Genomic DNA, 21516 nt, shown 5'->3' on the forward strand with positions numbered 1-21516 from the left:
TTCCTTAGTTACAGCCGCAACCGCCACCTGTTTTTCCACCGTTGGCTCCTGCCGCCGCTTCCCTGTAAGAGTGCATGGTGGTCACATTTCGGTCACAAGGTTGATCGGCCAGAATCATATCCGGATCGTTGATATTTACTTTTTCGTATTCCTTGACTACGACGCAGCTACATAGGCAAACGCCCATGAGTCCTAGCATCAGCAATTTTTTTATCATAATTTGTCTATTTTGATATGGTCCGATTTTGAAATGTTTCCCTTGTCATCTATGATGATGCATTCCACCTTGGGCAACTGATTGATCCTGTCCAATCCAATTTCCGTTCCCATGACAAAGACCGATGTCGCAAGCGCATCCGCCAGTTCCGCTTTAGGGGCAAAAACGGTCACACTGATGATTCCCGTGGCCGGATAGCCCGTTCGCGGGTCAATGATGTGGGCATAGCGTTTTCCGTTAAAGTTTACGTAGCGTTCATAGTCCCCAGAGGTGACCACGGCACCATCGATTATCGGTAGCAGGGCAAAAACCTTGTTTTTGTCCATAGGGTTGGTAATCGCCACCTTCCAATTTTCGTCGTTGGCCTGTTTTCCCCACGTGTTCATATCGCCGGATGCGTTTATGATGCCAGCTTCCACTCCCTGATCCATTAACAATTGCTTGGCCTTGTCCGCCGCATAGCCTTTGCCTATGGCCCCGAACCCAATTTTCATCCCCTCCAATTTTAGGAAAACGGTACTTTCGTCTGGATCCAATACAATGTTTTGAAACCCGACTTTCGATACGGACGCCGCAATATCTGCTTCGCTGGGCATGACTTTCATGCTGCCATCGAATTTCCAGATTCGGTCCATGGAGGCATAGCTGATGTCAAAAGCGCCGTCCGTCAATTTGGATAACCCAATAGCCCTTTGAATGAGTTCAAAAAGTTCAGCATCTACGGTAACGGGCCTGATGCCCGCATTCCTATTAATTTCCGAGGTTTGGGAATTGGGGTCCCAAGAGGAAATCAATTTTTCGATCCGGCTGATTTCAGCGACGGCCAAATCAATATATCCACTGGCAGTAACGGAGTCGGTGGCAACTACGGTAATGTCGAATCGGCTGCCCATCATTTTCAGGGTCCGCTGAAAGTTTTGCTGCGATAGGGCCAACCACGAGGTCAGTAGGACGCAAATAAAGAGTATCTTTTTCAAATTATTCCGTAAAGGAATCCAAAAGTTGTATATAATCCTTTGGGTTCATTTTTTTATAACTGGTCTCACCTTTTACCTTTCCTTGTGCGTCCATGACGACCACAAAAGGAAAGATGCCGTTCTTATTATACTGTTCTGCAAGCTGGGCATTGGCCCTGGCCCGATCTTCGGGTAAGGCGTTCTGTTTTTTTCGGGGAAAGTCCGCTTGGAGCATTACGTAATGGTCCTTGGCGTATTTTTGGAATTCATCCGTACTCCAGACCTCGCGGTCCAGTTTAATACAGGGCGCGCACCAATCCGAACCCTGGAACACCAAGATAATCGGTCTGTGTTTCTCTTGGGCGATTTGTTGCGCCGTGTTGAAATCGGTTTGCCATTCCTGGCCAAAAAGGCTTGTCAGTCCTGCAACGAATAAAATGGTAAGCAGTTTTATTTTTAAGTTCATATCTTTTTTATGTTACCCTTTGTCAATTCCTGTACCAAAAGCTTTCGGTTAGAATAGGTTACCTTATTCCCCAATCAGGTTATACGTGCCTTTTGTCAAAAATTGGGTGTTGGGTGCAAAACTGTTGGCTTCTTTAATCACGGAGAAACCATCCAGTTCTTCATCTACAGAAACTTCTTTTTGCGAAAAATAATATACGTCCCCTTCCTTTTTTTCAAAAATCAAAACGTTGGGAATGTTATCTATGGTTACGATGGCATTACTGGGCAAGGCTTTTTCCTGGATATCGTCCGTTATGATGTTTGCTTCCACGAACATGCCCGTTAGGAACTTTTCCTTGCCTTCGTCCTCCAAATGCCCATGTACCTTTATGGTCCTATTCGCATCAATGGAGGTGCCCACCAGATAGACTTTGGCATGGAAGGTGTCTCCCGATGCTTCTGGAATCCTAAAGGTAATTTTTTGTCCTTTCTTTACCTTCATGATGTCCTTCTCAAATACCGATAGTTCCAAATGAACATGGTCATTATTGATGATTTCCATAATGGCCGTGGCTGGCGAAACATAGCTTCCCTTAGTTACGTTGACTTTGGTAATACTGCCGGAAATGGGCGCTTTAATCGACACCGTGGAAACGATTGTACCGTTTTTGACCTGTTCCGGTGAAATGTTCAGCATCTGCAATTGCTTTTGTAAGCCACTATGCCGTGCCAAAGCCGATTTATAATCGCTCTCCGATTTCAAAAAATTCTTTTGTGAGGTGATGTTTTCTTCGGACATGATGGTATGCCGTTCATACTCGGCCTTCAAAAACGAAAGTTGTTCGTTCACTTCCAGATATTGCTGTTGAAGGCTCACAAATTCAGGATTCTCCAAGGTCACCAAGGTTTGCCCTTTGCTTACCTTGTCCCCGATTAAAAATGGCGTGGTTTTAATATAGCCGCCCATGGTGGCGTTTACCATCGCCCTATTTTCTGGCGGTACGTCTATCATTCCGTTTACGCTTACCCTAACCGGAAATGATTTTTCTATTATGCTTCCCATTTCCATGCCCAGTTGGTCATATTGTGCCTGGGTTACCTCTATAAAAGAGGATATTTCAGTTTCTACCGAAGTTTCGTTGGTACTGCTTTTTTCGCCACATCCTGTAACGCCCGCTAAAAGTACCAGTGTTAGAAAGTAATATATATATGATTTCATGGTGTATTAATTATAAGGTTAGGTAATTGATGGCAACAACGGTCGCATTGTATTCTTTTAACTTGGTTAGGTATTCCAGTTTAACGTCGTAGGCGCTTTCCAAACTCTGTATGTACTGATAAAAATCGATTTCGCCATTTTGGAAACTGCTATTTGCCATTTTTAAAATTTCATCGGACAGTTGGCCGCCCTCGGTTTCATAATAGTCCAAGGAATTTGAAAGTACTTGAAGCTGATTTTGTAGCGTAGCCAATTTGGTGCCAAGTTCTATTTCATAATTTCTATATGCCGCCTCTGCACTCTGCTCCGCTATTTTTGCCGATTCTATCTTGGAGGCCTTACCCCCAAAAAACAACGGAATCTTTAGGCCCAGTTGATAGCCGTGCAAATTCCCGGAAATCCCATCATTGGTACCTTGAAAGTACTCCACGCCAATATTGGGTAATAACTGTTGGCTTTCCAGGTTCTTCTCGGCCTTTCTTAACCCGATTTGATGCTGATAATAGGCGATTTCCGGACTTGCGTTCAACACAACGTCCTTTAAAGGAACCTTTAGTAGGGTCTCATTGGCAATGGAAAGACTGTCCTTTGCCTGAATGACCATCATCAAATTCTTATGGGCAATTTCCACGTTTTGCTGCGCTTCGGTATATTTCAATTGTATTTGCCGCTGTTTTGAGGTGGCCGTTATCTTCTCCAAATAATTAGTTTCACCCAGTTCAAAACGTCTAGTGGCCATTTTGGAAAAATTACCGTAGAGACTGTCCAAAATTTTAAAGACATCGGCCATTTCACGGGCAACCTGATATTCATAATATCCGGCTACGACCGCTCTTTCCAAATTTTTGGATTGGATGTCAAAATTGCTTTTGGCCAGATTGTACAGCTCCTTGTTCACCCTTCTTCGTGAAAAATAGACCGTTGGAAAGTCGAACGTCTGTGCCACCCCAAAAACCCTTATGGGCAAATTGTTCAGGGCCAAATTGTTTTCGTCATAGGCGTAATACACATCCGTTTTATCAAAATCGAAGGCGCTGTTCACAAAAGCATCCGATGCTTCCATACCCAATTGATATGCCTTTAGACCCGCATTGTTTTCAATCGCCATGGGTATCAGTGCCTCCAAATTCTTGGTCGGTTGTTGGGCTTTCGCTTGGAATGACCCAAAAAGGACCATAAGACCTATAACAAGATTGGTCTGTTTTGAAAGGCCCATACTTTTTTTCTCTATATGACTGCTTAGATAGGAATACAAAACAGGCAATACTACTAGGGTCAATATAGTGGCCGTTATCAGACCGCCAATAACTACGGTAGCCAAGGGGCGCTGTACTTCGGCCCCTGCATTGGTAGAAATGGCCATGGGTAAAAAGCCCAAAGCGGCTGCCGATGCGGTCAAGAGCACCGCCCTGAGCCTGTCCTTGGCCCCTTCCTTGATCAAATCGTTCAGGCTATCAAATTTCCCCGAGGCCTTCAATTCCTTAAAATGTTCTATCAGTACGATACCGTTCAGTACCGCAATACCAAAGAGGGCGATAAAACCTACCCCGGCCGAAATACTAAAGGGCAATCCGCGTATCCATAACAATAGCACACCGCCCACGGCCGCCAGTGGGATGGCGGAATAGATCATTAAGGCTTCCTTGACCGATTTAAAGGCGAAGTACAGCAGTATGAAAATAAGTATCAAGGCAATGGGTACGGCGATCATCAATCTTGATTTCGCACTTTGCAGGTTTTCGAATTGACCTCCGTAGGTTATCGAATAACCCACTGGAAGGTTGATGTTATCATCGATAAGCTTTCTAACATCGTCCACTACGGACTGCAAGTCCCTATTACGTACGTTGATACCCACAACGATGCGCCGGCGCGTATCGTCCCTGGAAATCTTGGCCGCACCTTTTTGGTAGCTGATTTCCGCCAGTTCGCTCAACGGAATCTTACCTCCAGCGGGAAGGTCCACATAGAGATTTTTGAGGTTGTCGATGTCACGGCGCTTTTCACTGTCCAATCGAATGACCAAATCGAACTTCTTTTCCCCTTCAAAAACGCTCCCGGCCGTTTTTCCGGCAAAGCCCATGGAAATCATGTCGTTCAGCTCTTGGATGTTGAGACCGTATCGGGCAATCTTGGACCGATTGTAGTTCACGTTCATTTCGGGTAGGCCCGCAATTTTTTCCACGGAAATATCGGCGGCACCGGGTACGTTTTGTATCAGGTCGCCAATTTCCTTTCCTTTTTTGGCAAGGATGTCCAGGTTTTCACCGAATATTTTAATGGCAATATCGGCACGAACCCCCGTTATCAGTTCATTAAAACGCATTTCAATAGGTTGGGTAAATTCCACCTCCATACCCGGAATGACGGACAGGGCTTCCTTGAACTTATCGGCGAGCTCATCCTTGGATTCCGCCGATGTCCATTCGTCCTTCGGATTCAACACGATAATGACGTCGCTCTCCTCCATGGACATGGGATCGGTAGGTACTTCCGCAGCACCAATTCTGGTGACCACCTGCTTCACTTCCGGGAATTGTTCCAAAAGGATGCTTTCAATTTCCGTGGTGATTTCTACCGTATTACTGAGTGAGGTACCGGTCTTTAACACGGGTTGGATAACAAAATCCCCTTCATCCAAGGTGGGGACGAATTCCCCTCCCATGGACATATACAAGGAAATGGCAATCGCCAAAAGCACCGCGGCAAAGCCTAAAACTATTTTTTTACTGCGTAAGGCCCAATCGATAATGGGGTCGTATTTTTTGGTTAACCAATGCATCAACCGAACGGAGATATTTTTATCGGTTGCTTTGGAGGGTTTTAAGAACAAGGAGGATACTACGGGGACGTAGGTGAAACAGAAGATCATGGCGCCTATCAACGCGAAACTGAAGGTGAGGGCCATGGGCTTGAACATTTTGCCTTCCACACCGCTCAATGAAAGTATGGGGATAAAAACGATCAGGATGATCAACTGGCCAAAAATGGCGGAATTCATCATTTTGTTGGCCCCTGTGTAGGTGATGCTGTCCCTGAGCGCTTGTTGCTCTGACCTTGTCATACTGGAAAGCTCCGCTCTTTTTTTGGTGACATTGAACGCGATGAATTCCACAATGATGACGGCACCATCTATGATAATTCCAAAATCGATGGCACCCAAACTCATCAAATTGGCGTCCACGCCAAAAATGTACATCAGCGAAAGCGCGAACAACAAACAGAGCGGGATAACCGATGCCACTACCAATCCCGACCTAAAATTTCCTAGCAACAGAACCACCACAAAAATAACGATCATACAGCCCAGGATGAGATTTTCAGTCACGGTAAAAGTCGTTTTGGCAATAAGCTCGCTGCGGTCCAAAAAGGCATTGATATACACACCCTCCGGTAAGGATTTTGCGATATTGGCCACCCGTTCCTTCACGGCCTCGATTACCTTTTTGGAATTCGCGTCTTTTAGCATCATCACTTGGCCCAGTACCTTTTCACCTTCACCGTTGCCCGTAATGGCGCCAAATCGGGTTGCGTTTCCAAAACCCACTTTGGCCACGTCCTTTATATATACAGGAACGCCACCCTCATTTTTTACAACGATATTTTCGATATCCTCAAGGGAGTTCACTAAACCTTCCCCTCTGATGAAAAAGGCTTGGTTTACTTTTTCTATATACCCGCCACCTGCAACACTATTGTTGGTCTCCACCGCTTGGAATACCTCTTGGGCGGTGATGTCCATCGCATTGAGTTTTTCGGTGTTTATGGCAACTTCATACTGCTTTAAAAAGCCACCCCAGGTGTTGACCTCTACCACACCGGGAATTCCGGAGAGCTGTCTTTTTACGATCCAATCCTGGATGGTCCTTAGGTCCTCGGCCGTATATTGATCTTTATATTCCGGTTTTACGTCCAGGATATATTGGTAGATTTCTCCTAAGCCCGTGGTGATGGGTCCCATTTCGGGTGTGCCAAAGTTGGATGGGATTTTTTCGGAGGCCGATTTTATTTTTTCGGCGATCAACTGTCGGGGTAAATAGGTACCCATTTCGTCCTCAAAAACGATGGTGACCACGGAAAGTCCAAATTTGGAAACCGACCGGATTTCCTTCACACCCGGTAAATTTGCCATTTCCAACTCTACCGGATAGGTGATGAACTGTTCTATATCCTGTGTGGAAAGGTTTCTTGATGTAGTGATTACCTGTACTTGGTTATTCGTTACATCGGGAACCGCACCAATGGGTATTTTAGTGAGGGAGTACATCCCAAAACCTATAATAAAACAGGTAAATAGCAGAACAATGAACTTGTTCTTGATACTGAAATTAATAATTTGTGAAAGCATGTGTCATAAAATAATCAACATTAAAATTGTCCGAATAGTACCATTCGGAATTAAAGTGTAAACTGATTACTTTATGAATGCCGTGGTGGCTGTAGCAGTCCTTTTGTATGCGATGATGAAGAGGGTGCCTGATAATAAAAATTGGAGTCCTTATACTCCGTGATGATTGGGGTTTCCAATTCCGCATTCACGGGATTTTGGGTATAGACAATGATGGAACTCAAATGGGAATGATGCTGAAAGGGGAGCTGTTCATGGTCCTCCTTTTCCTCTTGGTGCTCTTGTTCGTGTTCAGCTTTCAATTCCCCGTAGTGTTTGGATATAAAGACCAGTACGTTATCGCCATACTGTTCGCTGTGAAATTTGGCATGTTCGATGAATTCATCGATTTGCACCAAATCGTCTGTATGAAGGCCAATCGTTTGTAATAGGATTATGGCCGAAAGTAATATGGAAGCTAATTTGTTCACAGATTGTAAAGTTAATGAAAGGCTGTAAGAATATGAACATCAACCCCTTAAATGGAATCAGTCTAAATTCAAAAGCCTGAGCGATGTAAATGGGGCTTTCTGTTGATAAGTTCCGTTTATAACCGTTCGGTGGAAAAGCGATCAACTTTTATTTTTGCAAACTTTTAAACGAATGGAAAAGTTAAAAGTAGGCGATAAGGTTTATAATACACGGCAAAATGGTTTTACGGACTTTGTTAGGTATTCCTTCTCTGAGGTAGTTTCCCTGACCAAGACCTTGGCAGTGTTGAAGAATGGCGTTCGATTAGTGAACCAGCCCAAGACTTCCTACATTACGGAGGATATTGGCTATTCCGTTTCCAGAAAAAAGGGTGCACATTGGCACCTGGTTTCTTTGGAGGCTATCCGAAAGGCGCAAATTGAGAACGAAAAAATTGCCGCCCATGATTGGTTTTCTGCAAAGGAGTTTACCCAAGAGGAAAAGCTGGAAATCTATCGGCATTTTACATCCAAGCAAAAATAAGTATCTTCTCATTTTAAAATAAGCATATGCCAGGTTTCGAATTATTTGGGGAAAAGGAAAAGCAAAGCGTCAACGAGGTCCTGGATACGGGCGTCTTGATGCGCTACGGATTTGATGGCCCCCGCAAGGGACATTGGAAGGCCAAGGAACTGGAAGCGGCCTTATGTGCGAGAATGCAGGTTGCGCATGCGCAGGTAGTGAGCAGTGGCACGGCGGCCTTGACGGTGGCCTTGGCCAGTGCGGGCGTGGGAGCGGGGGACGAGGTGATCCTGCCCACCTTTACCTTTGTGGCCAGTTTTGAGTCGGTTTTAGCTTTAGGCGCCGTCCCTGTTTTGGTAGATGTGGACGATACGCTAACCCTGAAACCATCCGCAGTAGAAAAAGCCATCACACCCAAAACGAAGGTAATCATGCCGGTGCATATGTGCGGTTCCATGGCCGATTTAAAGCCATTAAAGGCCCTTTGTGAAAAGCATAATCTTATTCTTTTAGAAGATGCCTGTCAGGCCATTGGGGGCAGTTATGAGGGCAAACCTTTGGGAAGCTATGGGGATTTGGGCTGTTTTTCCTTTGATTATGTAAAAACGATAACCTGCGGGGAAGGAGGGGCCTTGATCACCAATAATGCCGAATATCATAGAAATGCCGACCATTATTCCGATCACGGTCACGACCATGTGGGGAACAACCGGGGAGCGGAATCCCATCCTTTTTTAGGGTATAATTATAGAATTTCCGAACTAAATGCCGCCGTGGGGTGCGCGCAAATCCAACGCCTAGATGAATTCTTGGAAATTCAGGAGAAACATTACAGGGTTTTGTACGACGCATTAAAGGGGATTGAAGGAATTGGTTTTAGAAGGATTCCATCCGGTGGGGTTCAGAATTATTCCTTTTTAAATTTTTTCCTTCCGACGGAGGACCTGGCCAAAAAAGCACATACCGCACTGGGTGATGGGGGCGTGGATGCCTGTTTTTATTGGTATGACAATAACTGGCATTATTATCGAAAATGGGAACACCTAACGAACCTGACTTCCTTGGGAAAACTGCCGGATGAAGTCAAAAACAACCTTCCGGATTATTCCAAATCAGATTTCTCCGAATCCGACCATTGGATCGGCAGAACAATCTCCTGTCTCATAAAACTGAGTTGGACTGAGGCCGAAGTCAAAAAGCGCGCGAACGATATGGCTCAAATCTTAAAAAATATACTAAAGTGAACCCGTTGTTCATTTTGAATCTGTCACCTTGACCAATGGCTCTAACTGACTTCTTGTGTAAAATTGTTAAAATGCACAACGTGTCAAAATGATTTAAATCCTTTAGTGTCCGAAGTAAACTATGAAATGTAGTTAAATCTATTGCTGATTAGAAAGGTGAAGTAAGTAAGAAAATGTTCTTGGCTATTTTAACAACGATATTTGATTTTTAATCATCTCGCAAACATCAACATACCGATTATTATAGTATTGAAAAATACGTCTTATCTCTCGTATCTAAAAGCGAAGCGGTCTTATGTCTAAATTTTAATCAGTACGAAACATATTCCATGATTTCCAATCCGTAGCCCACAATACCCACTCTCTTGGTCTGTTGGCTGTTGGTGAGCAACCGCAATTTGGATATGTCCAGATCGTGCAGAATTTGTGCCCCTATGCCAAAATCCTTGGCATCCATTTCTATTTTGGGAGCCTTGTGAATCCCTTGTTTTTGAAGCTCTTTTAACTCGGAAAGCCTCCCTAGAAGGTTCATGGATTCCAAATCCTGATTGATAAAAACAATAGCTCCCTTGCCTTCCTGATTGATGGCCTTGAACATGTTCTCCAATTGGGAATCCGCATTGTTGGTTAGCGTTCCCAAAATGTCATTGTTCACCAACGTGGAGTTGATCCGTGTGAGCACCTTGTCCCCGAGGCCCCAGGAGCCTTTGGTCAATGCTAGGTGAATGTGGTTATTGGTGGTTTGTTTGTAGGCCCGCAATCGATACTCCCCAAACCTTGTGGTAATGGGAAAATCGAGTTCTTTATGGATCAGGCTATCATGTTCCATTCGGTACGCCACCAAATCCTCTATGGATACGATTTTTAAATCGAACCTTTTGGCTACTTCCATCAATTGGGGGAGTCTGGCCATACTGCCGTCCTCGTTCATGATTTCAACGATGACACCGGCGGGTTTCAATCCGGCGAGTCGGGCAAAATCTATCGCGGCCTCCGTGTGTCCTGTTCTCCTAAGCACGCCGCCTTCCTTAGCCACTAGGGGAAAAATATGTCCGGGTCTTGCAAAATCGTGTGGCTTTATGGTATCATCCGTTAGGGCGCAAACGGTCTTGGCCCTATCGGACGCGGAGATACCAGTGGTCACACCTTGTCCTCGTAGGTCAATGGAAACGGTAAATGCGGTCTCCAATGGATCTGTATTGTTATTGACCATACGGTGCAGGCCCAGATATTCACATCTTCCTTCGGTTAAAGGGGCACAAATGAGCCCTCTTCCATGGGTGGCCATAAAATTGATGGTTTCTGGGGTTGCCAATTCCGCAGCCGCCAGAAAATCTCCTTCGTTCTCACGGTTTTCATCGTCCACAACAATGATTACCTTGCCATTGCGGATATCCTCTATGGCTTCCTCAATGGTATTCAATTGAATTTTATCCGCAAGATTAGACGTCATGACCTCCATTTTTTTGCTTCTTAAATAGGTTCTTGAAAAAATCCGATATTACACCAAAGCTCATTAAACCTTTATCCTCGGTGGCCCTTTTGGTAAGGATAATACTCAATGGCAACATGATGAGGGTGGAAAGCCAGGCGCCCAACATGGGGTGGATGTTTCCTTCCTTTGCATAATTACCGGCAAACACACCAATAAAATAATAGACCAAAAATAGCACAATTGCAATTACCATGGGCAGGCCCAGTCCGCCTTTCCGAATGATGGCACCCAAGGGAGCGCCCACAAAAAACAGGATAATACAGGAGAATGCCAATGCATATTTGTTATGCATGGAAAGTATATGCATGTTGTATATTTTATACCGTTTTTGCATTTCCTCCTTTTTTCCTTTGACAGAATTAAGGACATTGGTGGTGGCGTTTTTTGCCGAATTCACTACCTGCATTTGAAGGTAAAATGGAAAAATGTGGAAGATGTCCTCTTTTATGGAATCCTGTCGTGCCGGATTGTTCTTAAGTTTAGCCAGTTTTATTTGCCTGATGGAGTCCTGGGTTTTCTGTAGGGACGACTTTATTTTTGCCGTATCACTTGGGTCTAAGGGTTGGAACATCCCCATCCTGTTCCCGATGCTTTTGGAGAATGCCCTTACGATCCTATAGTTATCATCCTTCAAGGAATCAATATCTTTTCGCAACCTTGAAATATTCTTCATCTTGTCCGTACTGATATCCCGCTCTTCCTCTAGATCTGCATTATTTAGCTCAGGAATTTCTATGTTCATGATGTAGGTGTCGAAATCGGCTTTGGCATGCGGATACTTAAGTTTGTTTTTTTTGGAATCTATATCGTCGTAATAATGTCCGTCCGTAAGTATTAACTGCACTATATCTGAATCCTCGCTACTGACCAGTTCCCCTTGTTTCGATTTTATGACCACATTGTTTTGGCTTCTGTCATTTTTCTGGTGGATGATGACATTTCTAAGATATCGATCATTGTCGCCATATTTTTCGTCCACCTTGATGTTCATGCCCTCGAAGTCACTAAAAACACCTTCGGCAACTACAGCCGCAGGTTTAACCTTGGCAATGTTTTTTCTAAGATTGTAGATTTTACGCTGTGATAATGGAATGACGGAATTAGCGAAAAAGAAAGTGACGCCTCCTAGTATCGTTACAAATACAATCAAGCTTAACATGGCCCTTTGTAAGGAGATACCCGATGCTTTCATGGCCGCGAACTCATAATTCTCGGCAAAGGCACCAAAGGTCAGAATGGAGGAGAGCAGCACCGTGAGGGGTAGTACTTTCTCCGTGAGATCCGGCATCAAATAGAAAAGAAATTTACCTATAATAATGATATCCAAGCCCTTACCGGCCAAATCATCTATAAAAAGCCAAATCGTCTGGAATATGAAGATGAACATCAATATTACAAACGAACTGACAAAATTAAAGGTAAACCTGGATAATATATAACGGTCTAGTATTCTCAATGGTGTTAATTTCTTAAGATGTAATAGCCGTCATCCTTGTATTTGGCTTCGTCAAAATTAAACAAGGTCGCCGATAATGGCTGATTTGTTTTAAAAGAATTAACAGTAATCGTGGTCTTGGTACCGTTCTTTCCCGTTTCTATGAGCCTATAGATATGTTTCGTGCCCATATCGATTCCCAATAAGCGGGATTTTATTTCCGTATTGGAGTCTATGGGGGTCAATTTCACATACTGTATCTTTCTTCCCTGAACATTTTGTAGGATGTCCCACTCATAGTTATGGCCTTGCTTGTAGAAAGTCAACATTTTTGACGGTGTCATGGCATCCTCTTCGTTGGATTGGTCTTCAATGGTCACCTCCTCGTTTTCAGGAACAATGGTATAGACCTTTTTTCCATCGTAGAGCTGTTTTGAGCCCAGGTAGTTGAATACATATTTGTCGCCTGCCAAGGTGACATCGCCACGTGTTTCCTGGTTTATACCTGCCTCGGCATTCTTTAAGTCGAACTTAAAGTCCACAAAAATATTATCATAGCTTTTTACCTTGTTGTATACTTCGTCCAGCAGTGCCTTGGCCTTTTCAGGGGTTTGTGCGCTCAACAAAGAAGCGGAAAGAACAAACGCGAATACCAATATTATTTTTTGCATGTTATGTAGTTTTAAGTTTTGTGCCATTTATAGGCTTTCGTTATCCAATAATTGTTGTAGGGATGCCATATCGGGAATGAGCACTTGCCTTGCCTTGCTCCCTTCAAAAGGCCCGACAATGCCTGCAGCTTCCAATTGATCGATGATCCTACCCGCACGGTTATAGCCAAGCTTCAACTTTCGTTGTATGAGCGATGCGGAACCTTGCTGGGCAATGACAATAACCTCTGCCGCTTCCCTGAACATTTTATCCCTATCCTCAATATCATAATCAACACTCGTGCCAGAATCTTCACCCACATATTCCGGCAACTCATGGGCTTCCGGATAGGCTCTTTGGGAACCTATATATTCGGTGATTTTGGCCACTTCAGGGGTGTCCACAAAGGCACATTGAATACGGGTAACATCGTTACCTTGTGTATACAGCATGTCCCCACGGCCGATCAATTGGTCCGCGCCCTGGGCGTCCAAAATCGTTCTTGAATCTATTTTGGAAGTAACCCTAAAAGCTATCCTGGCGGGGAAGTTCGCTTTGATGATACCCGTGATTACGTTCACCGACGGTCTTTGGGTGGCAACGATGAGATGGATGCCTATCGCCCTAGCCAATTGCGCCAACCTTGCTATGGGCGTTTCCACTTCCTTTCCGGCCGTCATGATCAGGTCCGCAAACTCGTCGATGACCAAAACGATATAGGGCAAATATTTATGACCGTCGTTCGGGTTCAACTTTCGGGCCTTGAACTTGGTATTGTATTCCTTAAGGTTCCGTACCATGGCCAATTTCAAAAGTTCGTAACGGTTGTCCATTTCAATACACAGGGAGTTCAAGGTGTTGATTACCTTGGTATTGTCCGTGATGATGGCTTCTTCGGAGTCAGGCAGTTTCGCCAAGAAGTGCCGTTCGATTTTATTGTATAAGGTAAGCTCCACTTTCTTGGGGTCTACCAAAATGAACTTGACTTCGGCCGGATGTTTTTTGTACAGAAGCGAGGTCAAAACGGCGTTAAGCCCCACCGATTTACCCTGACCCGTAGCACCCGCCATCAACAAGTGTGGCATTTTTGCCAGGTCCACTACAAAAGTTTCGTTGCTGATGGTTTTTCCGAAGGCGATCGGAAGTTCCATTTCCGCTTTTTGGAATTTGCTCGAAGCAATTACGGAGCGCATGGAAACGACCGTTGCGTTTTTATTGGGCACTTCTATACCAATGGTTCCCTTGCCCGGAATTGGGGCGATGATCCTAATGCCCAAGGCGGCCAAGGACAAGGCAATATCGTCCTCCAGGTTTTTGATTTTTGAAATACGGATACCGGCGTCCGGAACAATTTCATAAAGGGTTACCGTAGGTCCAATGGTCGCTTTGATCTGCGCAATACCGATTTTATAATTTTTGAGGGTTTCAACAATTTTGTCCTTGTTCTCCTCGAGCTCTTCCTGATTGATGGTAATTCCGCCGGAAACCCCATGGGCATCCAATAAATCGATGGTAGGGAATTTGTAATTGCCCAGTTCCAAGGTGGGGTCGAACTCACCAAAATCATCCACCAATTTACTGGCCAGTACGTCAATCTCCTCCGGTTCTTCCACAATTTGCTCCACTTCCATGGCCAGTTCTTCCTCATCCTCTTTGGGAACTGTAACCTTAAAGTCGTCTTCTTCCTTGTTCAGGTGCGGTATTTCTTCCTTATGGGTATAGGTGTCTACCAAAACTTGCTCCTCGTCATCAATGCCTAGAGGTATATCATCCTCAATATCATTATCCTCGGCAGGTCTGGCAGACTTAAAGTCGGCAGAGAGTTCCTTTCTTTTTGATTTAAAATATTCCGCAACACCTTCCGGTGTAACGTTGAAAAGTCGGACCAAAATGAATATCAGACCAAATATCAGCAATAGCAATACGCCAATTTTGCCTGTGTAATCCTGAAGGAAGTCGTTCATTTCATATCCTACGAGACCTCCCAACAACGGACTTTCAACGGCAAAGAAACCGAATGCTATGGAAAACCAAATGAGAAACAAAAGTCCCCAAATCCACTTTTTTGCCAAACCTTTTTTATCCAACCCCAGAAACATATAGATTCCCGTTAGACATAATAAGACAGGAAGTATTAAAGTGGCAATTCCAAAACCCTTGTATACAAAGAAATGACTGATGCTTGCCCCAAATTTGTTGAGCAGGTTCTTGGCTTCCTCGTTTCTGTTCTTGAATTCCGACAATAAACTTTGGTCATGCTCCCAAGAAAAGTAGAACGATACAAATGAAAAGAAAAGCGCTATACTAAAAAGAATCAGAAGGCTACCCAAAATAATCTTGTTCTGTTTGGATATCTTAAAAGGATTCCTCTTTTTGGTAGCTGTTGCCTTTGGCTTGGATTTGGATGCCTTTTTTGCCATGTAAAACGTATTCTGGTGGCAAAAGTACAAATTTACCCCCGAAGCCTTTTAGCTATTATTTTTAAAAAATTTTGGGAAAATAAATGATGCAGCCAACAATGCTTGCAGCTATGGACACCAACATGACCGCTCCTGCCGATATGTCCTTAATAAGACCTATTTTGGTATCGAACTCCGGTTGTACGTAATCCGAAATCTTTTCAACGGCCGTGTTCATTCCCTCAATTCCCAAGACCAGGGCGATGGCAAAAATTTGTAAGATCCATTCCGTATTGGATATTTCAAAATAGAATCCGGCCGCGGTCATGACCAGCGTTATAAAAATCTGAATCTTTATACTGGCCTCCGTTCGTATCAACAAAAGGGCACCGCGAAGGGCGAAGCCAACGCTTTTTATTCTATTTACCAGAAAGGATTCTTTGGGCATTTTGCCGTATTTAGGAATCCATCAAAGCTTCAAGTGCAGCTTTATAGTTGGGTTCGTCCACAATTTCCGGAACTTGCTCCGTATACAAAACCGTTCCATTTTCGTCCAATACGACCACTGCCCTGGAATGAAGTGAGGCCAAGGGACCGTCCGTGAATTCCAGATTATAGGCTTTGCCAAAATTACCGTCCCTAAAATCGGAAAGCATTTCAACGTTCTCAATACCTTCCGCTCCGCAAAAACGTGCCTGAGCAAATGGTAAATCTTTGGAAATGCATAAAACTATGGTGTTATCAAGTTCCGCAGCCTCCTCGTTGAACTGTCTGACGGACTGGGCACAAGTTCCCGTATCCACACTTGGAAAAATGTTCAGAACCAATTTGGAACCTTGGTAATCCGAAAGCTTAACGGAAGAAAGGTCGTTCTTTGTGAGTTGAAAATCAGGGGCTTTGCTGCCAGTTGAAGGAAGGGTTCCCAAGGTATGGATTTCACCTCCTTTGAGTGTTACGGTTGCCATAGTGTTTCATTTTATTTGGAACGTGAAATTAAAAATATAAGCCCATACCTAAAAGCTAAATCCTTTAAAAAAAGGATAAATTTTTACTTTTAAATTTTAGTTGCTGCTTACTGTTTGGACCAACTTTTTGATTTTAATATTAAAGGCCGCAAAGATGAAGGTCATAATAGGGCTGAGCCAATTAAAAATGGCATATACAAAATACTCGGCCACGCCTACGCCCAAGACGCCGCTATGGTACGCTCCACATGTATTGTACGGAATTAACACGGAAGTTACCGTACCAGTATCCTCTAAGGTTCTACTTAGGTTTTCGGGGGCCAAACCTCTATCCTTGAAAGCTTGGGAGAACATTTTGCCCGGAACAACTATGGCCAGATATTGATCGGAGGCCGTACCATTTAAAACGATACAGCTGATTCCTGTGCTAAAAAACAGCCCAAAGGTTGACTTGGCCAAACCTAACAAAGCTTTTGTAATTCTTGAGAGTGCCCCAATTCCATCCATAATTCCCCCAAAAACCATGGCACAAACAATAAGCCAAATGGTTCCCAACATGCCTGCCATTCCCTTGGCAGAGAATAGGTCACTCAAAGACGCATTGTCCGTTGGAACATCGGTACTTACCGTAATTGCTTTTAAAATACCCTCGTATCCAGATTGAAAATTCAATTCCTTGGCACCTGTAATACCTGCCACAACTTCGGGCTGAAATATAAGGGCGAAAAGCGCTCCTAATAAAGTTCCTATGAGGAGAGCGGCCAAAGGCGGGGTTTTCTTCACGATCAATGCCACAACGACTATCGGTACTATAAAAAGCCATCCGTTTATATTGAATGAAGCATCTATGGAAGAAAGAATGGCATCAACATCCGCCTCACCACTGGTTTCAAGGTTGAAACCAATAATTATAAACACGATAAGCGTAACTGTTATGGTAGGCACGGTGGTCCATAACATATACTTTATGTGGGTGAACAACTCACCACCGGCCATAGCTGGCGCAAGATTCGTAGTGTCACTAAGTGGGGACAATTTATCACCAAAATAAGCACCTGAAAGGATAGCTCCTGCCGTCATACCCAATGAAATTCCCAGGGTCTCGCCAATTCCAATCAATGCGATGCCCACAGTCGCGGCCGTGGTCCAACTACTACCCGTAGCTATCGAAATAACGGCACAAATGATGACACAGGCTGCTAAAAAAATAGTGGGATTTAAAATTTGGAGTCCGTAATAAATCATGGCCGGAATAATACCGCTAACGAGCCATGTTCCGGCCAATGCTCCCACCATCAATAATATTAGCAAGGCACCGGAAGTGGATTTGATGTTTTCGGCGACCTCGGCCAACATCTGTTTGTAGGGAACTTTCTTATAGATACCTACGATAGCTGCTACAGCCCCGCCTAAGAGAAGGATAAATTGATTTGAACCACTTAACGCGTCATCCCCAAACACATATACATTGTATGCCAGCATAATAACCAGCGCAACTACGGGTATTGTTGCTTCTAAAATGCTCAGTTCCTTATTATCAACAATATGCTCGTTCTCTCTATGTTTGTTGGTTTTCTGATCCGCCATCAACAATTTTCCGTTTGGTTATCCCGTAATATTACGATTTAAAGGAAAGATGTGCAACCCGATATTCTTTTACTCTAGCTTCATCGTATCGGCTTCAAGTATGTTTAGGTCTACCATGCATTGCTTCATCAAATCGTAGGTTCGGTGGATATCACTGTCCAAACCAATGGAAAAGCGGATAAGTCCATCACCCAAACCCATGGCTTTTTGTTCATCCAAGGGAATTTCGGAGGAAGTGGAAGTACCTGGGGCACTAAAAAGCGTTTTGTAAAAGCCCAGGCTTACCGCCAGGTAGCCCAATTTCCGTTCCTGCATCATCTCCATCAGGGAATTTGCATTTTCCAGGGAACCCACGTCGATCGTTAGGAGTCCGCCATATCCATACTGTGGATTCATTTGATCTTCCATGATCAAATGGCCGGGGTGTGAGGACAGTCCGGGATAGACGACCCGTAGACCATCTCGTTCAAATTTTTCGGCCAAGAACTGCGCATTTTCGCTGTGCTTTTTTATTCTGATATGCAAGGTTCGCATGTTTTTGAGTATTGAAGCGCCCCGTAGGCTATCCAACGTACTTCCCAAAAGCATTCCCGCACCATTGTTTACGTCCTTGAGGCTTAAACAAAATTCCTTGGTGCCGCAGACCGCTCCAGCCACACAATCGCTGGTGCCATTGATGAACTTGGTAAGGCTATGGATTACGATGTCGGCACCCAATTTGGCCGGAGTGATGGATAGGGGGGAGAACGTATTGTCCACTACCAACGGAATTCCGTTTTCCTTCGCAATTTTTGCCAATGCGGAAATATCCGCGACCTCCAACAAGGGGTTGCTCACACTCTCGCAATAAATCATTTTGGTCCTCGTCTTTATGGAGCTCGAAACCGCATCCAAATTGGTAATATCCAAGAATGTTATTTCAATATTGAACTTTTTTAAGAAGTTCTTCATAAAGGCATATGTACCTCCATAAATAGTTCTGCTGCTAATGATATGGTCTCCGGCATCGCATAATTGCAGGATGACGGCGGTAATCGCTCCCATTCCGCTCGCGGTAACGTTGGCCGTTTCCGTTCCCTCCAAAGCCGCCAAGGCTTCCCCTAAATAGAGGTTGGAAGGGGAGGAGTGCCTACTGTAGAGATAACATCCTTCCGTGTTCCCTTCAAAGGTATCGAACATTGTTTTGGCGGATAGAAACGTGTAGGTCGATGAATCTGAAATGGAAGGATTCACCCCACCAAACTCACCAAAATACTGTAGATCCTGTAAATCGTTTGCTTCTTTATGGCCCATAATTGTAACATTTGTCATCAAAAATATATTTATTTAGATGAATTGTCAATCAAAATGTATATTTGTAGAAAAATAATCTATAATATTCCGATTCTTGGAAAATTAATTTAAGAGGAAGCTTTGGAATGTTAATTTTTAGAATAAAATTCGGTTATGAAGTTTGATGAAATCGATGAAAAATTATTGGGCCTATTGCAGACCGATTGTAAAAAGACGACAAAGGAGTATGCGGATACCCTTGGACTTTCTACCACTGCGGTGTACGAAAGAATCAAGAGGTTAGAACGCGCCAAGGTCATTACATCCTATGTGGCGCTGATCGACAGGTTTACCGTGGATAAAGGTTTTACGGCCTTTTGCCATGTGAAGTTGGTACAGCATACGCGGGACAATATCCGTCATTTTGAACGTGAAATAGGCAAGCTCAATGAAGTAGTGGAATGTCATCACCTAAGCGGTGATTTTGATTATATCCTAAAAATCCATGTAAGGGATATGGAGGATTACCGGAATTTTATGGTTTCCAAGTTAACGGCCATACCGCATATTGGCAGCACCCAAAGTTCCTTTACCATAAAAGAAGTGAAGCATTCTACCGTTATACCGCTGTAAAATTCAAAAAAGCAGTAATTTTACCACACTAAATGCATAGTTGAATACTATGGGTTTTTTGAACTTTAACTGAATATCGACATTAGTGTCGGAATGCACTAAATCTCGAATAGCGTGTAAAAATTAAAATTTATGAATCAATACGATGTAGCCATTATCGGCTCGGGTCCTGGAGGATATGTGAGTGCCATTAGATGTGCCCAATTAGGAATGAAAACCGCAATTATTGAAAAATATCCCACTTTGGGGGGAACCTGCTTGAATGTGGGATGCATTCCATCCAAAGCCCTTTTGGATTCATCGCACCATTATGCGGATGCCATCAACCATTTTGAGGAGCATGGTATCGAGATTCCAGGGGAGGTAAAGGTAAACCTGAAGCAGATGATCGCCAGAAAGCAGGGGGTCGTAGATCAAACTACTAAAGGCATCCAGTTTTTGATGGACAAAAATAAAATCGATGTCTACGAGGGGGTGGGAAGTTTCAAGGATGCCACCCATGTCAATATCAAGAAGAATGATGGAAAAACGGAGACCATCGAGGCCAAGAACATCATCATCGCCACAGGTTCCAAACCTGCTTCGTTACCATTCATAAACATCGATAAGGAACGCATCATTACCTCTACCGAAGCCTTAAAACTTACCGAAATTCCAAAACATATGATTGTTATTGGAGGCGGGGTGATAGGTCTGGAATTGGGCCAGGTGTATAGCCGTTTGGGTGCAGAGGTTACCGTGGTGGAATATATGGACCGAATCATACCCGGCATGGATGGGGCGCTTTCAAAGGAATTGATGAAAGTACTGAAGAAGCAAAAAATCAAGTTCGCGTTGTCGCACAAGGTAAAATCGGTCGAGCGAAAGGGTAAGAAGGTAACGGTAAAAGCCGATGACAAAAAAGGCACTGAAGTCGTTTTTGAAGGGGATTATTGTTTGGTATCCGTAGGAAGGAAACCCTACACCGAAGGACTCAATCTTGAAGCGGCCGGTGTGAAAATGGATGATAGGGGCCGAGTAGAGGTCGATGGACATCTTAAAACCAATGTGGACAATATTTATGCCATCGGCGACGTGGTCAAAGGAGCGATGCTTGCCCACAAAGCAGAAGAAGAGGGTACTTTGGTAGCCGAACAGTTGGCAGGTCAGAAGCCGCATATCGATTATAACCTGATTCCGGGCGTAGTGTACACTTGGCCAGAAGTCGCCGCCGTTGGTAAAACGGAAGAGGAACTAAAGGAGGCTGGAGTGGACTATAAAGTGGGTCAATTTCCTATGAGGGCTTTAGGCCGTGCGCGAGCAAGTATGGACATTGACGGATTCGTAAAGATATTGGCCGATAAGAAAACCGATGAAGTGTTGGGTGTCCACATGATTGGGGCCCGTTGTGCCGATTTGATTACGGAGGCCGTTACTGCCATGGAATTTAGGGCGTCCGCCGAGGACATTTCCAGAATGAGCCATGCGCATCCAACCTATGCGGAAGCGGTAAAAGAGGCCGCGCTTGCCGCCACGGAGGACCGTGCGTTGCATATTTAATCCGAAGTATGGTTTAAAAAACTGCCGTTTCAAAATACTTGAAACGGCAGTTTTCATTGATACCGACAAAAGGTTTGGTTTCAAATGGATTCGCCAAAAATTAATTAATTGTTACCAAAAAAACCTTATGTACTTTT

Annotated in this window: 18 protein-coding genes; 4 read left to right on the forward strand and 14 right to left on the reverse strand. The window is 44.0% G+C overall.

The features are described from left to right. Positions 1-4: 4 nt before the first annotated feature. The 6 genes from PP181_RS11055 to PP181_RS11080 form a co-directional block, all read right to left on the reverse strand. Positions 5-217: a DUF4266 domain-containing protein gene (locus PP181_RS11055; protein ID WP_272637141.1), complete on the reverse strand. Its 213-nt coding sequence runs from the start codon at positions 215-217 to the stop codon at positions 5-7. Next, positions 214-1194 (reverse strand): FAD:protein FMN transferase, encoded by a 981-nt coding sequence (locus tag PP181_RS11060; protein WP_154919841.1) that lies wholly within the window; start codon positions 1192-1194, stop codon positions 214-216. Before PP181_RS11060 ends, PP181_RS11055 begins: the two co-directional genes overlap by 4 nt. Position 1195: 1 nt before the next feature. Continuing rightward, entirely contained in the window at positions 1196-1639 is a 444-nt protein-coding gene (locus PP181_RS11065) for a thioredoxin family protein (protein ID WP_272637142.1), read from the reverse strand. 63 nt (positions 1640-1702) lie between these two features. Further along, positions 1703-2839: an efflux RND transporter periplasmic adaptor subunit gene (locus PP181_RS11070; RefSeq protein WP_272637143.1), complete on the reverse strand. Its 1137-nt coding sequence runs from the start codon at positions 2837-2839 to the stop codon at positions 1703-1705. Positions 2840-2849: 10 nt separating this feature from the next. Next, on the reverse strand, positions 2850-7187 hold the full coding sequence (locus tag PP181_RS11075; RefSeq protein WP_272637144.1) for a CusA/CzcA family heavy metal efflux RND transporter: 4338 nt from the start codon (positions 7185-7187) through the stop codon (positions 2850-2852). A gap of 71 nt (positions 7188-7258) precedes the next feature. After that, on the reverse strand, positions 7259-7657 hold the full coding sequence (locus tag PP181_RS11080) for a hypothetical protein (RefSeq protein ID WP_272637145.1): 399 nt from the start codon (positions 7655-7657) through the stop codon (positions 7259-7261). A gap of 172 nt (positions 7658-7829) precedes the next feature. Here PP181_RS11080 and PP181_RS11085 point away from each other — a divergent pair, with 172 nt between their 5' ends. After that, a complete protein-coding gene (locus PP181_RS11085) occupies positions 7830-8180 on the forward strand; it encodes a pyruvate kinase (protein WP_272637146.1) in 351 nt (116 codons plus the stop codon). 26 nt (positions 8181-8206) lie between these two features. Beyond that, a complete protein-coding gene (locus PP181_RS11090; protein WP_272637147.1) occupies positions 8207-9403 on the forward strand; it encodes a DegT/DnrJ/EryC1/StrS family aminotransferase in 1197 nt (398 codons plus the stop codon). 310 nt (positions 9404-9713) lie between these two features. Here the strand turns inward: PP181_RS11090 and ribB are convergent, their stop codons facing one another. From ribB to PP181_RS11130, 8 genes are all read right to left on the reverse strand, one after another. After that, on the reverse strand, positions 9714-10856 hold the full coding sequence (ribB, locus tag PP181_RS11095; RefSeq protein ID WP_272637148.1) for a 3,4-dihydroxy-2-butanone-4-phosphate synthase: 1143 nt from the start codon (positions 10854-10856) through the stop codon (positions 9714-9716). After that, a complete protein-coding gene (locus tag PP181_RS11100; RefSeq protein WP_419776380.1) occupies positions 10846-12285 on the reverse strand; it encodes an LptF/LptG family permease in 1440 nt (479 codons plus the stop codon). The genes ribB and PP181_RS11100 overlap by 11 nt, the downstream gene beginning before the upstream one ends. Positions 12286-12359: 74 nt before the next feature. Beyond that, positions 12360-13004 carry a LolA family protein gene (locus PP181_RS11105; RefSeq protein ID WP_272637149.1) on the reverse strand — a complete coding sequence of 215 codons (645 nt, stop codon included), beginning with the start codon at positions 13002-13004 and terminating at the stop codon, positions 12360-12362. A gap of 27 nt (positions 13005-13031) precedes the next feature. Further along, positions 13032-15404 carry an FtsK/SpoIIIE family DNA translocase gene (locus PP181_RS11110; RefSeq protein ID WP_272637150.1) on the reverse strand — a complete coding sequence of 791 codons (2373 nt, stop codon included), beginning with the start codon at positions 15402-15404 and terminating at the stop codon, positions 13032-13034. A gap of 61 nt (positions 15405-15465) precedes the next feature. Further along, a complete protein-coding gene (locus PP181_RS11115) occupies positions 15466-15831 on the reverse strand; it encodes a diacylglycerol kinase family protein (protein WP_138258409.1) in 366 nt (121 codons plus the stop codon). A 10-nt stretch (positions 15832-15841) separates the two neighbouring features. Then, positions 15842-16348 carry a thiol peroxidase gene (gene tpx, locus PP181_RS11120; RefSeq protein ID WP_272637151.1) on the reverse strand — a complete coding sequence of 169 codons (507 nt, stop codon included), beginning with the start codon at positions 16346-16348 and terminating at the stop codon, positions 15842-15844. Between the two features lie 96 nt (positions 16349-16444). Then, the gene (gene nhaC / locus PP181_RS11125; protein ID WP_272637152.1) at positions 16445-17935 is read right to left on the reverse strand and encodes a Na+/H+ antiporter NhaC; all 1491 of its coding nucleotides are present in this window, start codon (positions 17933-17935) and stop codon (positions 16445-16447) included. A gap of 69 nt (positions 17936-18004) precedes the next feature. After that, positions 18005-19228, reverse strand: a complete 1224-nt coding sequence (locus PP181_RS11130) for an aminotransferase class I/II-fold pyridoxal phosphate-dependent enzyme (protein ID WP_272637213.1) — start codon at positions 19226-19228, stop codon at positions 18005-18007. A 153-nt stretch (positions 19229-19381) separates the two neighbouring features. On the opposite strand from PP181_RS11130, the gene PP181_RS11135 reads away from it, so the two are divergent. Continuing rightward, entirely contained in the window at positions 19382-19840 is a 459-nt protein-coding gene (locus tag PP181_RS11135; protein WP_272637153.1) for an Lrp/AsnC family transcriptional regulator, read from the forward strand. Between the two features lie 132 nt (positions 19841-19972). Continuing rightward, on the forward strand, positions 19973-21379 hold the full coding sequence (gene lpdA / locus PP181_RS11140) for a dihydrolipoyl dehydrogenase (RefSeq protein ID WP_272637154.1): 1407 nt from the start codon (positions 19973-19975) through the stop codon (positions 21377-21379). Positions 21380-21516: the final 137 nt, after the last annotated feature.

Source organism: Maribacter sp. PR66 (genome assembly GCF_028464205.1).
GTDB lineage: Bacteria > Bacteroidota > Bacteroidia > Flavobacteriales > Flavobacteriaceae > Maribacter > Maribacter flavus.